The sequence below is a fragment of the Glaciimonas sp. PCH181 genome (assembly GCF_003056055.1).
Classification (GTDB): Bacteria; Pseudomonadota; Gammaproteobacteria; order Burkholderiales; family Burkholderiaceae_D; genus Glaciimonas.
Map to the genome: position 1 here is coordinate 532,886 of NZ_PYFP01000001.1, position 14,170 is coordinate 547,055.

The window sequence follows — 14,170 nt, forward strand, 5'->3', positions numbered from 1 at the left end:
TATCTTGGTAGCGACATTAAGCACCGGGTCTTGATCCGATTTGGCAGAGCGTAGTTGCATGAGGATATCTCCCTAGCTCGTCAATAAGCCATTTGCGAAAAGCGCCCACTGCGCGCCCATAATTTGCATCGGGTAAGACCAGATGATAAGCATAGTCCTCTGGCCAGTCAAAGTCCCAAAGTTTGACTAGTCTGTTGTCAGCGAGGGCGGTCGCTGTAATTGCTGCCGGGACGAGGCCAACGCCTTGTCCCGCAATAATCGCGGTGACCATCATGCCGCAGTCATCGAATGCCGTTCCATGTGACTCAGGTTAGGCAGGGCGACGGGCAGTGATAAGAATACATTCAATCCGTAAATCCGCGTGCGCCTTGCAGGCCGCCTGTATGAACGGCAACGATACGTTCGTCTGCGCCAAATGCGTTCTCTTGCACCATTTTCTTTAAAGCAAAGAACAATTTCCCGGTATAAACCGGTTCTATCGGAATAGCTAATTCGCGGGAAAAATCATGGCAGAATTGTTTCAGTTCAGCGGGCGCTTTGCCATAGCCGCCATGATGCGCATCGGTAATCAACGTATAGTTTTTATATGCTGGATATCCGGCTTGTTGCAACAAAGTCGCAATTTCCTGATGCAAATAGCCCGCATTTTTCAATACGGCGATACCGATGACGCGTCCTTTGCCGCCCATTCCTGCCAATAGCCCCGCCAGCGTTGCACCAGTGCCACATGCGACCATGACGACGTCCGGAAAAAAAGGGAGTTCAGCGATGACTTCGGCCACGCCGTGCAGTGCTTCGGGCAGGCTTCCGCCTTCGGGAAACCAGGCATGGTTGATGTCACTCGTATCGACATGACGCCGCCACGCATCGGGGATATCTCTTAAGTCGCGATATTCATCCCGTGTCACCGTTTGAATCCGCATGCCAAGTCGGCGGCAGTCGTCCAGCGTTGCGGTATGCATTTCTTGCGGACCGCGCACCAAGCCGTGCGTGGGCCAGCCATAAAGTGCACCTGCGTGTGCAAGGGCATGCAGATGATTTGACCAAGGGCCGCCCATGGTGGTGAGCGTAATTTTTTGACTGCCATCTCTGTCGGCTTCACGTTGACGTTCACGCAAGGCTAGCAGAGGGTATTTGAGTTTGCGAAACTTATTTCCTGAAACTGTGGGGTGGAGCAGGTCATCGCGTTTAATCCAAATAGCCTGACCCCAAAACGACGACGCTGGAATGTATTGGCAGGGAGATGGCTGACTTGGAAAGTCCATAAAAATGGTTGCGCGATGAGAGAAGATAGGCAATTTTATAGTGCAATGAAAAAGATCGGCAAAAGAAAGCGAATTTAATCTTTCCCAAAAAAAAGTGTCATGGAATAATGTTATTTTTGTTCGTGCTTATGCATATTTTGCAGAGCGTGCCGCAAAAGAAATGGGTAATATCAAGCCTTGTCGTTACGCATTCTTCAAGATTTTTTAACACTAAGTTCTTGCGCTTAATTGTTGAACGACTGATGTAATCCAGCGCTTTAGCGATGTCGTATTCGTTTAAAAATAATTAAAAGGTTTGTCTCATGCCCGCCGATACAACTGCCATCAATAAGTTGATGGATCGATTCGATGATCACCCCAGTGTCTGGCTATTTGGTTATGGCTCACTGATATTCAAAGCCGATTTTCCGTTTGTTGAAAAACGTCCTGCGCTGATTAGAAATTGGACGCGGCGCTTCTGGCAAGGCTCATACGATCATCGTGGAACGCACACAGCGCCGGGGCGCGTGGTTACGCTGATACGGGAAGCAGAGGCGATTTGCGAAGGCATGGCTTATTTAATTACCCCGCAGATTTTTGAGCATCTGGATTACCGTGAAAAGAACGGTTATCTGCGACTTTCTACAGAAATAATCTTTGAGGATGGGACCAACGCAGAGGGGGTGGTATATATCGCCACGGCGGAAAATACGGCTTTTCTCGGACCGGCTTCCGAGCTGGACATCGCTCGTCAAATCGCCGCATCGTCCGGTCCCAGTGGGCATAATAAAGAATATCTCACCGGCTTAGCGACAGCGCTGAGAGCGCTCGGTAAAAAAGATGCCCACGTGTTTGGAATCGAACAGCATTTGATTGCGCTGGACAATTAGATAAAGTAAATGTCGCAGGCCAGTCGATATAGGCTAGCCTGCTTATTTCTACCAACCACCACCCAGCGCCCTGAATGTCGTGACCGCTGCGCGCGCGTTATCGGCATGTGCCTGGGCAAGCTGATCTTGCCCAGTTAATAGCAGGCGGTCTTCATCCAACACTTCAGTCAAGCTGACAGCGCCACCTTTATAGGCCTCTTCCGAAGCATCGCGAGCACGCTGATGCGCATCAACTTCGCGCACCAGCTCGCGGCTTTGCACTTCCAGTTGCGCCAGAGTCATGATAGTGTTTTCGACATCTTCCGTCGCCCGCAGCATGGATAACCGATACATCAGCAAAGCTTCGCTATTCACGCCTTTAGCGCGGGCGATTTCTGCATCGATACGGCCAAAGTCGAATATTCTCCAACGCAGGCCGAGTCCGACTGCGGGCTGAAAACTGTTCTGTGACAACAGCCCGGCAGCACCTAAACTGCCGAATCCTAATAGTCCGGATAAAGAAAGCTTTGGATAATATTCCGCCATTGCTACGCCGATGTTGGCATTCGATGCTGCGAGTCGGCGCTCGGCAGCAATGACGTCAGGGCGACGACGTAAAAATGCGGTTGGGCTATCAGCCACGGCGGTTGCGGGGATGACTGCTGTGTTTGGCGCTTTGACCAGTTCGGTTGCGTAGGTGCCGGGCTGTGCGCCCATCAACACATCCAACCGGTTTGATTGTCTTTCTAACTCAGTGCGTAAAGGCGGAATGCTGGCACGGGCTTCCGATAAGCGCGCTTCTGCCTGTGCTTGCTCGCGGACGGTAGAAAGACCGTCGTTCAAGCGTATTCCGACTAACTCAAGCAGGCGATTATTGGTTTTTACCTGATTTTCTGCAAGCGCGATGCGCGCCTGCGCGCCGCGAATACGGAAATACGCATCGGCTGCCTCTGCGGCCACTGAAATACGGACGCCCAGATGGTCCGCTTCGGCTGCTTCTTCCTCTGCATTGGCGGCCTCGCTGCCGCGTTTCAAACTGCCAAAAAGATCAAGCTCCCAACTGGCCCCAGCGCCGACATCATAAAAGGTCTGCGTGCGTTCATAACCGGGGAAGGTACTCGCGATTTTACCTAACGGACTTTGAAGGGATTGTTTTGCTCTGGTTGCATCACTGATGAGATTGCCTTGCGGCAGACGTTGCGCGGCAGTGCCAGTCGCGATGGCGCGGGCCTGATCGACGCGGGCAATGGCGGCTGCCAGATCGAGATTTTGCTTTAGTACGTGCTCGATGATTCCGGTTAATACCGGATCGTGAAAGCCCGTCCACCAACTATCCAGCGCAGGCATCGGCGCAGCTGTTTGACGTGCATTTAGCATCTTGGCGTTGTGCAGGGCCGACAGATCCGTATCGCTCGGCTTTTGGTAGTTAGGCCCAGTGGCGCAACCTGCAATGAAAGTGCTGAGCGCTAATACGGCTGCGCTCATGAGGGTAGATTTTTTCAGCGTTGGTAATTTTACGACAGTCTTGTGTGGCAGCAATGGTTTGGACGAAGCAACGGCTAAAGCCAGGTCTAGCGCTAATTCTTCGCTGTTATTTCCTTGCTGGCGATACTGCCGCTGCGTCAGATAGACGTTGCCGGAGGGGAGAGGTGAGGTTGATTGGGTGTCCATGCTGTGATTTCTTTTTAAATATCCGGTAGATAAAATAGTTACTTGCATTTCGATAGTTACTAGCTTAATCTTGTAACTATCAAAATGCAAGTAACATAAATTAATCTTCATCAATCATAGATACCGGTGCCAATCATGACCAAAGATGTAATCGAACTCAGCGCAAAACATAAGGCAGAAGTCAGCGCAGAATATCCCGTTAAACCGAATAGAAAACGGCTCGCCATTGGCAGCTTGATCGTAATTGTCGCCATCGGCGCAATCGCTTACACGTATCACTGGGCAACCGTCGGGCGCTTTATGGAAGACACCGATGACGCCTATGTCGGTGGTGACGTGACCGTGATTAGTCCTAAAGTGTCCGGCAACATCACAGAAATAGCCGTGCGCGATAACCAAGTCGTCCATGCGGGCGATATCTTGGTTAGAATCGATAATCGTGATTACGTTGTTGCTTTAGCGAAAGCCGATGCGGCCGTGGCAGCAGAGCAGGCTTCATTGGCGAATATTGACGCGACGCATCATTTACAAGATGCGATGATTGATCAGGCCAGGGCCGGTATCGTTGCTACTAACGCCGAAACACGCCGTGCACGCGATGATCAGACCCGTTATCAAAATCTGTCAGCCAAGGCGGCAGTGTCAGTGCAAAGCTCTCAGAAAGCGGACGCCGACTATAAACAAGCGCTTGCCGGCGACCAAAAAGCGCAGGCAAACCTGAATGCGGCACAGCGCCAGATTGAGGTGATCGCGACACAAAAGCAAAAAATCCAGGCGGCCTTGGCCCAAGCCGTGGCGCAGCGCGATTTGGCCGAACTGAATCTGAGCTATACCGAGTTGCGTTCTCCCATCGATGGCGTGATTGGTAATCGTCGCGCCCGTGTCGGCGCGTATGCCACGATTGGTGGTCAGTTATTGGCAGTGGTTCCAGCGCAAGGTTTGTGGGTGGATGCCAATTTTAAAGAAAATCAATTGGCGCATATCCACCCCGGATCGGCTGTCAAGATCACTGCTGATGTACTCCCCGGTGAAGTCTTTCACGGCCATGTCGCCAGCGTAGCCCCCGCCACCGGCGCGCAATTCAGCATTCTTCCGGCAGAGAATGCCACCGGCAACTTTACCAAGATTGTGCAACGGGTTCCGGTACGCGTGGTGCTGGACGGCGAGGGTGGCAAGCTGGGTAAATTACGCCCGGGCCTGTCTGTCACGGCGCAAGTCGATGATCGACCTGCCAGTAAAATCGTTAGCCGGACTGAATCTTGAGCGCGACTGCCGCGACCGCCATCGCCCCAAGGGTGGTGAAGTCGCTTCCCAATCTCGGCGAATTGTCGCCACGGGCGAAGATATTTGCTTTTGCCTGTATGTGCGTGGGCATGTTTATCGCGTTGCTAGATATCCAGATCGTCTCGGCGTCGCTGGCCGATATCGGCGGTGGGCTGTCTGCCGGTGCCGATGAAACGGCGTGGGTGCAAACCAGTTATCTGATCGCGGAAATCATCGTGATTCCGCTTTCTGGCTGGCTATCTCGCGTGATGTCTACGCGTTGGCTGTTTTGTGTTTCTGCGGTGGGATTTACGATTGCCAGTTTGTTGTGCGGTTTGGCCTGGGATATCAATAGCATGATCTTTTTCAGAGCGCTGCAAGGCTTTCTGGGCGGGTCGATGATTCCGTTGGTGTTTACCTCGGCCTTCATCTATTTTTCGGGGCATCAACGGGTCATTGCTGCGGCGACCATCGGTGCAATTTCATCGCTGGCCCCAACGCTGGGGCCGACCATAGGCGGGTGGATTACTAGTAATTATTCCTGGCATTGGCTATTTTTTATTAATCTGGTGCCCGGCATTTTTGTCGCTGTGATGGTGCCGCGATTGGTGCATATCGATCAGCCGAATCCTTCGCTGCTACGCGGAGCGGATTATTTTGGCATGATTCTGATGGCGATCTTTTTAGGCTGTCTGGAATATACATTAGAAGAAGGGCCGCGGCTGGGATGGTTGGGCGATGATGTGATTCGTACCACGGCCTGGATATCGATGCTGGCGGGTATTAGCTTCATCTGGCGCAGTCTGGCATTTGCCAATCCGGTAGTCGATCTGCGCGCGTTAAAAGATGGCAATTTTGCGCTTGGATGTCTATTTTCGTTTGTCACCGGTATCGGTATCTTTTCGACGATTTATCTGACGCCGGTATTTCTGGCGCGGGTCCGCGGATTCAGTGCGTTGGATATCGGCTTGGCAATCTTCTCAACCGGCGTATTTCAGGTGTGCGCCATTCCTTTCTATTCTTATCTGGCGAAACGCGTAGATTTGCGCTGGCTGTTGATGGTGGGACTGGCTGGTTTTGCGCTAAGTATGTGGAATTTCATGCCGATTACGCACGATTGGGGATGGCATGAATTTCTGCTCCCGCAGGCATTGCGCGGTTTTTCACAGCAATTTGCGGTCGCGCCGACGGTCACGTTGACGCTGGGGGGATTAGCGCCGGAGCGGCTTAAACAGGCATCCGGCCTGTTCAATCTGATGCGTAATCTGGGCGGCGCAATCGGTATCGCGGTTTGCGGCACTATTCTGAATGATCGGACCAATTTGCATTTCTTGCGTCTGGCAGAACATTTGAATGCAGGTAATGAAGCCATGACGACGATGCTGCAAACGGCCAGCAGCAATCTCAGCGGCTGGGGGCTGAACACGACCGATGCGCAGTTAGGGGCGGTAAAACAATTATGGCTGCTGACTTTTCGAGAAGCGCAAACGCAGACCTTTGCCGATGCTTTTTTCGTCGTGATGCTGTGCTTTGTGATCACCACCGCGTTGGTGCCGCTGATGAAAAAAATTGCGGCACCTAAAGCGCCATCGCCAGACGCGCATTAGGCCGTTTTATCGCGGTTGGGTTTGGTTTGATGGCAACCTGCATCATCGATGCAGGGATTTACCAGGGTTTTAGTGATTCAGGGAGGCCACTTGCACAATGATAGCGACAAGCCTATGCTTTCTTTCATGTTGACGGTAAAGGAGTGATCTCATGCATCGCAAAAGTTTTACGAATATGAGTTGTCCCATCGCGCGCAGTCTGGAGCGGGTGGGCGAATGGTGGAGCATCCTCATTCTGCGCGACGCCTTTTATGGGATGACGCGTTTTGATGAATTCCAAAAAAGTCTGGAGATTGCGCCGAATATCTTGACTAGGCGTTTGACGGCGCTGGTGGCCGAGGGTTTGATGGAACGCCGTCAATATCTGGAAAAGCCGCCGCGCTTTGAATACATACTCACTGAAAGTGGCAGGGCGTTTAAACCGATTATGATCGCCTTAATGGCATGGGGAAATAACCATTTCGCCCCGGATGGCCTAAGCGTGGTGCTGACGGATATTGAAACAGGCGCGACTGTTGAACCGATTCTGGTCGATGGGAAAAGTGGCAAGAAGATCATTGGGAAAAACTACGTGTTAACAGCGGGGCCAGCAGCCGGGCCCGGCGTTCACAATCGGATGGCCTATGCCGCGCAAAAACGCGCATCGCCCGATAAAATACCGGATTTTCCGCCGAAACTGATGGCTTGATGACACTTGCTTTCTTCATTGCCCAGCCATTTTCATTAAGATTCGGCTAATACGGGCTAGTTATTTACTACATTTATGTAACGGAAAATATATGCGTTTTCTCATCGTAGGCGCAGGTGCGCTTGGCGGGTATTTCGGCGGTCGTTTGCTAGAAGCTGGTCAGGACGTGACGTTTCTATTGCGACCGGGCAGAGCTGCGCAACTCGAAAAAACTGGCTTAATAGTCAAGAGTCGTTTCGGTGATTTGGCTTTGCCAACGCCGCAGCATTTAACAGCCGATGAATTGACTGCAGAAGGACATGCAGCAAATGTTGCGCCATTCGATGCGGTGATTGTCGGCTGCAAGGCCTATGATTTGGCCCAGACGATGGAGGCATTTGCGCCAGCGGTCGGTCCCGAAACAGTGATCCTGCCATTGCTGAACGGTATGCGACATGTCAATGATCTGGCGCTGCGGTTTGGCGCAAAACATGTGTTGGGCGCGCAATGCATGATTTCTGCCGCGCTTGATGCGGATGGCACAGTGCTGCATTTGAATGACACGCATGGGCTTTCGTTCGGTGAATTGGATGGATCCAGTTCGGCGCGTATCGATGCGCTGAAGGCGGCTTTTTCGGCTGTACGATTTGATGCCAATGCCAGTACGGATATCTTGCAGGAGATGTGGGAAAAATGGGTATTTATTGCCTCAGCAGCCAGCATTACCTGTTTGATGCGCGCTACGGTGGGCGATATTGTCAGTGTCGGCGCTAGTGACCTGGCGTTAACTATTTTTGAAGAATGCAGCGCTATCGCTGCACAAAATGGCTTCGCTTTACGTGCCGCCGCCATTGAACGTGCGCGTTCTGTCCTGACGACAGCAGGTTCGCCGCTCACCGCTTCGATGTTCAAAGATATCCAGCGTGGCGCACCGATTGAGGCCGATCATATTGTCGGCGATCTGCTCAATCGCGGATCGAAAGATAATCAGTCTCAATCTTTATTGCGCGTGGCCTATGCGAATCTGAAAGCCTATGAAGCAAAACGGGAGCGAGAAACGGCAGTTTAGTGCGGATACCGGCATATTTATCCCCTAAGACGACGCGGACAACACTTATCGCACGCACCCCGTTAAAATAGCGGCTTAAAACGTCACATAAGTTAAATTCGAGAAAATAGTATGGATATTCATGTCTGGACGGCGTATTTACTGGCATCGCTTATTATTGCCGTTTCGCCCGGATCCGGTGCCGTTCTGGCGATGAGCCATGGCGTGCGGTTTGGCGTAAAGCGTACCGGCGCTACCATTCTTGGGCTTGAATGTGGTTTGGTTGTGATTTTGCTGATCGCAGGGGCGGGAATTGGATCCTTGCTGGTAGCGTCTGAAATTGCCTTTAATGTTGTGAAGATATTGGGCGCGTTGTATCTCATTTATCTGGGGTTTTCGCAGTGGCGTGCACCTGTATCGCCGGTTGCAACAAGCCCTACTGAGAAAGGGGAGCCATCCGCAGCGCTCTCGACATGGCGGCGGCGCTGTGCAACTGGTTTTCTCACCAATGTCACGAATCCCAAAGGCATCGTCTTTATGGTCGCGGTGCTGCCCCAATTTATCGGCCAGTATCGCCCGTTAGCGTTGCAACTACTAATCATGTCGCTTACCACAGTAGTGGTAGACGTTGCTGTTATGCATGGTTACGCATTGGCCGGAAGATCGATGCAAAATCTGTTTCGAAACGCGCAGGCTCTTAAAATTCAGAACCGATTTTTTGGCGGTTTATTAATGGCTATTGGGACCGCGCTATTTTTTGTTAAGCGCGGAAACCATAGCTTATGAAGTTCGTACAAACGCATTGAAAACGGTGGTGAAATAGTTTAGAGAAAATTTACACCGAACAACGCTGTGTCCCTTGCAGGCCTGATTTGTCAGTAGCTTTGATCACATTGGCAAAAGTTCCGACCTGCAATTATTTAGAACAATTGAATCAGCTTTAATAAGTAAACTTAATGAAAATTTTATATCTGGACTACAACGGTGTGCTGCATGACGGCATGGTTATCCGCAATCGTAAGCGTGGCATGTATATCACGACGCCAGAGCGGTCATTCTTTGAGTGGATGCCGATATTGGAAGAATTGCTTGCGCCTTATCCAGACGTGAAAATTGTTTTATCGACGAGCTGGGTGAGGGCGTTAGGATTCGATGCAACGCGGCAAGAACTTAGCGAAAGTTTGCGTGCGCGAGTTGTTGGATCAACCTTCCATCATCCAAAATTATTGCAAAGCGAATTCGATCTGATGCCGCGTGGCATGCAAATCTTGAATGACGTCACGCTGCGTAAACCGGACAGCTGGTTTGCTATCGATGACGATACATTTGGCTGGCCTGCAGCGCATCGCGATCGATTAATCGAGACAAAAGGAAATCTGGGATTGAGCGATCCGGCAACGCAGGATGCGGTCCGTAAAATACTTGCGACGTTGTAAAAAATAGTTTTTTTCGAGACGTAAGAGAACGAAAAAATATTACTTTTCAGTAAGTTATAGCATTACAGCAACGCGAAAAAATAATAGGCACGTATTCACACATCAACCGGATGTGTGAATACGTGCCTTTTTTTGTGCGCTATCTAATGGCAGTTGTCGGACACTTTTCGCACCCGCTTTAGCGGTTACTTCATCTTGTATTCCCGCGCCATCAGAGCAGCCAATCGCGCCCACAATGTTGTCACCGACAATCAAGGTATACCACCCCGCCAGGCGATGAGATCATCCAACATTACTATTGGTCTTCAGGAACATGATCAATTCCTGTTGCAGGCCAATGTACGTATGGGCGGCGTGAGTGGCTAGCCTATACTTGCCTCTATTAGTTGCCTATATTGCGACGTTAGATTTTCCTGCGATTTGTGGCCGTAGATCGGTGATGTCATGCTCGGTTTGCTGCGATCTGTTGATCGGCTCGGGGGGCGCATTACGCAGTCTGTTGGCATAGTATTGTGCATCTATTAAAGACGAATACGCAGCGGCACTTTTTAATTTGCCTTCCAATCGCGCAATGCGTTTGTTTAGAAGATGGACCTGCGCTTGAACGTGTTCCAGATCATTCTCTGCCGACAATAATTGTATCCGTGCGGCTGATAGCTCGTCATTTACTATAGCGATGTGCGTTGGAGTAAACAAACGTTTGAGTATGTTCATAATTGCTCCTGTACGTTGGCAATGACGTTTCAGCTTTATGCAAATTGCGATCGTCTTCTGCCGAGAACGGATTGATAGAGGATAAAAAATTTCACTCGACTTTCGTTCGTTCTTGCAGCTTAGCTTACCCGCGTTTATATGGTAACAGCCAGATTTATTTGTGGGAAGTTATTCAACTTCGCATGTTTCTATGATGTTATTTTGCGACATTGCTTTCGTGCAAACGTTGCATTGCATCTATAAGAAATTTTGTCAGGATGGCGTGATGATGCACCATATGCAATCCTTGCCGATCCATTGCAATAATTGTAAAAGCAAAAGAGTTGTATCGCTGAATATCACCAGAGCGAGACAGGCGCTCAGGAATAGCGTTACGATTAATGCTATCAACGCGAGCTGACCGGAGATCGAAGCGATCGCCGCAAAATGCCGATCCATATAATCATGGATGCGATGCTGTTTAGATGAGGTAGTCATTGCGTCGTCCTTACTCAAAAGTAATCAAAATCGCCTTAAGGAATGCCGCCGGAATCGTTCGTAAATGTCAGGATAACTTTCACCGCGCAGTCTTACTTCTTTACTTATTTGTAAGCTAAAAGTGCGATCAATTCAATCCTGTCGATTCAACTTTTAGTCGATCATTTTGAGTATTAATTGGGACTGTAAATTTTACAGCGCCTTACGCTAAATTCAGATGATTTTCGCGTTGCCTGAAGACATGCACGGCAGCGCAGCAGCCTACGATAGACGCCCCATATGAGTACGACGCACCGATGCACATGCGTTGCATCGTGTTGCTGTTGCGATTTTTTTGCGGATTGAAATGCAAATGTCGTTACTTTTCTGCGAATTATTTTGCCTTACCTGATTAGGCAAGGCGTCCGTCGATCGGATGGATGAGTTGCGTGCGACCAGTTGTCAGGCCATTAGCAAATGGCGGCTACGCTTTAGAGGAAATTCCGTGAACTTTGGCGTAAAACTTTGCCTCTGATCGCGAAAGTAATGGTTCTTTGGGCGTAGCCTGACTGTGTAATTGCTTGACGTTAATTTTTTATATGGTTGTTAGGCAGCAGTAGGTGCCATAGACATTTCGCCAATTTTACTAATCTGAGGAGTGTTGTCAGACCGATTACTTTCTATTAGGTGTATTTTTTTTTGAGAATTTTTTGTAATTCAGTATTTAAGCGTTCATTTCTATTAAGTGCTAATGCCATTTGTTTCTTGTGTCGATCTTCGATGGGAAATACGTCATCAGCAGCTAACATGGATATAGTATATAAAATCTGAACAGCTTGTTCTGGAGCGATGCCATTTAGCACATCCTTCAGGGCCTCATATTTATCTAACTCTTTTTTATAAGCATCCATATTTATAGATGCCTTCTCAAGAATTAATGCTTGCGATTTTATAGGTGGAGCGTTCGCAATCAGAGGAATAGGGCTTGTGGTCTCGTCGATGGTGTATAGCTTAGGTCGAAAATATAAAGCATTTTTATGTTTTGTTGGACGATGTTTTGTCAATTTTTTTATCATGCTTAAAAGATCATCATTTCTTTGCATTAATAATTCTAATTTTTTCGCAGGTGATTGAACGTTATCATCTTTAATATTATATTTTTCTAGTAAATACTTTTGTATTTCAACTACATTTTTAGACGACGCAACAAGTTTCAATTCTGCAGTGAACTCTGTGTAAGCTTCTATTTCCTCTCGTGCAGGTCCAAGATTTGTAAGCAAATCAATCCTGTGCCGTTCTTTAAAAAAACTATTTTTAGCGGAATATTTGTTTGGAGATTGTTCTTTTATTCGATGCTTAGGAATAAATATAAATTTCTTTTCGGCATCGATTACGCTTTTAATTCTAGGGTCTGTTTTAAAGGCGGCAGAGGTATCAGGTATCTCGGAGTTTTTTCTGCTGGTTGTTCTGCTAGACGGTCTCTCTTGTACAATTTTTTCAGGCTCTTCATGTATGAGAACAGTAGTCTTCGGCATTTGTGCTTTGGCCTGAGTCTCTTGCTCCGAGGAAACTAAGCCTTTACTAACGAAATTTGGTGAGCAAATTTCCTGCTTAGTCGTGCTTTCGATGTTCGGCGGTAAGATAATCGGGTTACTTTGTAAAATATCGAATGCTTTATGAGTCCATATTTTTTTTGCGTTTTTGACACTTAATCCATTATTGGTTCGAAACAAAGAAAATGAAGTTTTTGTATTTTCTTGGTGCGGTAGGTCCTTGCTTAAATCTTTCTCCATTCCTAACTTACTAAAGTTCATTTCTGATTCGAATTTTATAAAAATTTCTTCAGGTTTTTTGCTCACATTCGACACATAAACCTGATCGAGAATTTTTAGAACAGTATTAATTGCGGTGTACTCATCAATTTTATATTCTTTACATAACGCTAAATAATGTACGACCTGTTGTTCAAGATTCTGCTTCTTTTCCTTAATGTTGAATCCAATAATATTTTTAGATGATATTGCGGATACATCATTACGTTGTAAATGTTGCTTTGATAATGTATTACAAGATTTAAAATTTTTATTTAGTAGCAGTGACGTATCTTCTGATTTTTGATGTTGTGTCCCACTAATAGAGATTAATGGATTTGATACTAATTTTGAATCCCTTCTATCAGTCGAAGTATTTTGACAATAAGTAATATTATTACTCAAAGAGTTAGTGGTTTTGGAAAATGTAAATACTGGTAAGCGAATATTTTGGGACGGCGATACTCTTAAAGAGGAGGCAATAGTGGTCAAAGCGAGCATGAATTTCCTGAGATGATAGATTTGAAAATAGCTAATGAAACAGCTACGTCAGATTCGGGTGCACAATAAGACTGAAATTGCGGCTCAATTTAAGTGATGCATCTATTTTTGGCATTCAATAAATGTTCATTTCCTCCTCTGACGGGATGCTGACTGCCGAAGGGGTGACAGCCTTCTCGTCAGAGCGCAAACAACCGGGAAAGGCCCAAAACGTGCACACGCATTTGATAAAGGTCTTTTTTAGTGCCAATTAAGCAATATTGACAACTTGTCCTTTATTTGCAGCCTCACCCTCAATATACGATTTTTCTTTATAGAAAAATTTTTCGAAAATATTTTTATTTTTAGATAAATATTAAATTTTTTATGCATTAATAAACTATTTATGGGGTTAATTGATTGCAAAAGAAATATGCAAAATCTTACAATTCCACATCTGCGAAAAGCGAACAATTCAACCCATTTCAAACATAGAGGCCAACAATGAGCGTCACCAAATACACCGAAGAACATGAATGGTTGAAGATCGAAGACGACGGCGTGGTAACTGTCGGGATTACCGATTTTGCACAAGATCATTTGGGGGATCTTGTGTATGTGCAATTGCCGGATGTAGGCAATCAGGTAGAAAAAGGCGAAGAGGTTGCTGTCATAGAATCCGTAAAGACTGCCAGTGAAATCAATATGCCGGTCGCTGGCGTCATCACAGAAATCAATGGTTTATTAGCGGACGAACCCGGCAAGATCAATGAAGATCCAATGGGCGCTGGTTGGTTTTTCAAATTTCAGGCAAGCGATGTGACCGAGTTGGAAGGCCTGCTGGACGAGGCTGGTTATAAGGCATTTGTCGCCAGTCTGGGTTAAAGACAACGTCTTGTCAGAG

13 protein-coding genes and 1 pseudogene are annotated in these 14,170 nt (G+C 47.8%); 8 read left to right on the plus strand and 6 right to left on the minus strand.

Annotation, left to right across the window (positions count from 1 at the left end; translation table 11 throughout):
* Window positions 1-16: 16 nt before the first annotated feature.
* Window positions 17-280, minus strand: a pseudogene (locus C7W93_RS25405) (LysR family transcriptional regulator); the annotation flags it as partial.
* Window positions 281-344: 64 nt separating this feature from the next.
* Entirely contained in the window at window positions 345-1,265 is a 921-nt protein-coding gene (locus C7W93_RS02315) for a 1-aminocyclopropane-1-carboxylate deaminase/D-cysteine desulfhydrase (RefSeq protein ID WP_108438564.1), read from the minus strand.
* A 302-nt stretch (window positions 1,266-1,567) separates the two neighbouring features.
* On the opposite strand from C7W93_RS02315, the gene C7W93_RS02320 reads away from it, so the two are divergent.
* Window positions 1,568-2,134: a gamma-glutamylcyclotransferase gene (locus C7W93_RS02320; RefSeq protein ID WP_108438565.1), complete on the plus strand. Its 567-nt coding sequence runs from the start codon at window positions 1,568-1,570 to the stop codon at window positions 2,132-2,134.
* 48 nt (window positions 2,135-2,182) lie between these two features.
* Here C7W93_RS02320 and C7W93_RS02325 read toward each other — a convergent pair whose 3' ends face one another.
* Window positions 2,183-3,598: an efflux transporter outer membrane subunit gene (locus C7W93_RS02325; protein WP_108440438.1), complete on the minus strand. Its 1,416-nt coding sequence runs from the start codon at window positions 3,596-3,598 to the stop codon at window positions 2,183-2,185.
* 321 nt (window positions 3,599-3,919) lie between these two features.
* On the opposite strand from C7W93_RS02325, the gene C7W93_RS02330 reads away from it, so the two are divergent.
* The 6 genes from C7W93_RS02330 to C7W93_RS02355 all read left to right on the plus strand — a co-directional run bounded on the left by C7W93_RS02330 (window position 3,920) and on the right by C7W93_RS02355 (window position 9,805).
* A complete protein-coding gene (locus tag C7W93_RS02330) occupies window positions 3,920-5,047 on the plus strand; it encodes an HlyD family secretion protein (RefSeq protein WP_108438566.1) in 1,128 nt (375 codons plus the stop codon).
* 98 nt (window positions 5,048-5,145) lie between these two features.
* Window positions 5,146-6,654, plus strand: a complete 1,509-nt coding sequence (locus tag C7W93_RS02335; RefSeq protein ID WP_370446437.1) for a DHA2 family efflux MFS transporter permease subunit — start codon at window positions 5,146-5,148, stop codon at window positions 6,652-6,654.
* Between the two features lie 151 nt (window positions 6,655-6,805).
* The gene (locus C7W93_RS02340) at window positions 6,806-7,342 is read left to right on the plus strand and encodes a helix-turn-helix domain-containing protein (RefSeq protein WP_108438568.1); all 537 of its coding nucleotides are present in this window, start codon (window positions 6,806-6,808) and stop codon (window positions 7,340-7,342) included.
* A gap of 91 nt (window positions 7,343-7,433) precedes the next feature.
* On the plus strand, window positions 7,434-8,390 hold the full coding sequence (panE, locus tag C7W93_RS02345) for a 2-dehydropantoate 2-reductase (RefSeq protein WP_108438569.1): 957 nt from the start codon (window positions 7,434-7,436) through the stop codon (window positions 8,388-8,390).
* A 111-nt stretch (window positions 8,391-8,501) separates the two neighbouring features.
* A complete protein-coding gene (locus tag C7W93_RS02350; RefSeq protein WP_108438570.1) occupies window positions 8,502-9,155 on the plus strand; it encodes a LysE family transporter in 654 nt (217 codons plus the stop codon).
* A 170-nt stretch (window positions 9,156-9,325) separates the two neighbouring features.
* Window positions 9,326-9,805, plus strand: a complete 480-nt coding sequence (locus C7W93_RS02355; RefSeq protein WP_108438571.1) for an HAD domain-containing protein — start codon at window positions 9,326-9,328, stop codon at window positions 9,803-9,805.
* Window positions 9,806-10,195: 390 nt separating this feature from the next.
* Here the strand turns inward: C7W93_RS02355 and C7W93_RS02360 are convergent, their stop codons facing one another.
* From C7W93_RS02360 to C7W93_RS02370, 3 genes are all read right to left on the minus strand, one after another.
* Entirely contained in the window at window positions 10,196-10,519 is a 324-nt protein-coding gene (locus C7W93_RS02360) for a hypothetical protein (protein ID WP_108438572.1), read from the minus strand.
* Window positions 10,520-10,771: 252 nt separating this feature from the next.
* Window positions 10,772-10,996, minus strand: coding sequence for a hypothetical protein (locus C7W93_RS02365; protein ID WP_108438573.1), 225 nt, complete (start codon window positions 10,994-10,996; stop codon window positions 10,772-10,774).
* A 662-nt stretch (window positions 10,997-11,658) separates the two neighbouring features.
* Entirely contained in the window at window positions 11,659-13,287 is a 1,629-nt protein-coding gene (locus tag C7W93_RS02370; RefSeq protein WP_108438574.1) for a hypothetical protein, read from the minus strand.
* A 483-nt stretch (window positions 13,288-13,770) separates the two neighbouring features.
* On the opposite strand from C7W93_RS02370, the gene gcvH reads away from it, so the two are divergent.
* On the plus strand, window positions 13,771-14,151 hold the full coding sequence (gene gcvH / locus C7W93_RS02375; protein ID WP_108438575.1) for a glycine cleavage system protein GcvH: 381 nt from the start codon (window positions 13,771-13,773) through the stop codon (window positions 14,149-14,151).
* Window positions 14,152-14,170: the final 19 nt, after the last annotated feature.

Bases quoted from the DNA above. Each gene is read 5' to 3' on its own strand.
- C7W93_RS02315 (WP_108438564.1), bottom strand. From the start codon at position 1,265: ATGGACTTTCCAAGTCAGCCATCTCCCTGCCAATACATTCCAGCGTCG.
- C7W93_RS02325 (WP_108440438.1), bottom strand. From the start codon at position 3,598: ATGAGCGCAGCCGTATTAGCGCTCAGCACTTTCATTGCAGGTTGCGCC.
- C7W93_RS02365 (WP_108438573.1), bottom strand. From the start codon at position 10,996: ATGACTACCTCATCTAAACAGCATCGCATCCATGATTATATGGATCGG.
- C7W93_RS02355 (WP_108438571.1), top strand. From the start codon at position 9,326: ATGAAAATTTTATATCTGGACTACAACGGTGTGCTGCATGACGGCATG.
- C7W93_RS02350 (WP_108438570.1), top strand. From the start codon at position 8,502: ATGGATATTCATGTCTGGACGGCGTATTTACTGGCATCGCTTATTATT.
- C7W93_RS02340 (WP_108438568.1), top strand. From the start codon at position 6,806: ATGCATCGCAAAAGTTTTACGAATATGAGTTGTCCCATCGCGCGCAGT.
- C7W93_RS02360 (WP_108438572.1), bottom strand. From the start codon at position 10,519: ATGAACATACTCAAACGTTTGTTTACTCCAACGCACATCGCTATAGTA.
- C7W93_RS02335 (WP_370446437.1), top strand. From the start codon at position 5,146: ATGTGCGTGGGCATGTTTATCGCGTTGCTAGATATCCAGATCGTCTCG.
- panE (WP_108438569.1), top strand. From the start codon at position 7,434: ATGCGTTTTCTCATCGTAGGCGCAGGTGCGCTTGGCGGGTATTTCGGC.
- C7W93_RS02370 (WP_108438574.1), bottom strand. From the start codon at position 13,287: ATGCTCGCTTTGACCACTATTGCCTCCTCTTTAAGAGTATCGCCGTCC.
- C7W93_RS02330 (WP_108438566.1), top strand. From the start codon at position 3,920: ATGACCAAAGATGTAATCGAACTCAGCGCAAAACATAAGGCAGAAGTC.
- C7W93_RS02320 (WP_108438565.1), top strand. From the start codon at position 1,568: ATGCCCGCCGATACAACTGCCATCAATAAGTTGATGGATCGATTCGAT.
- gcvH (WP_108438575.1), top strand. From the start codon at position 13,771: ATGAGCGTCACCAAATACACCGAAGAACATGAATGGTTGAAGATCGAA.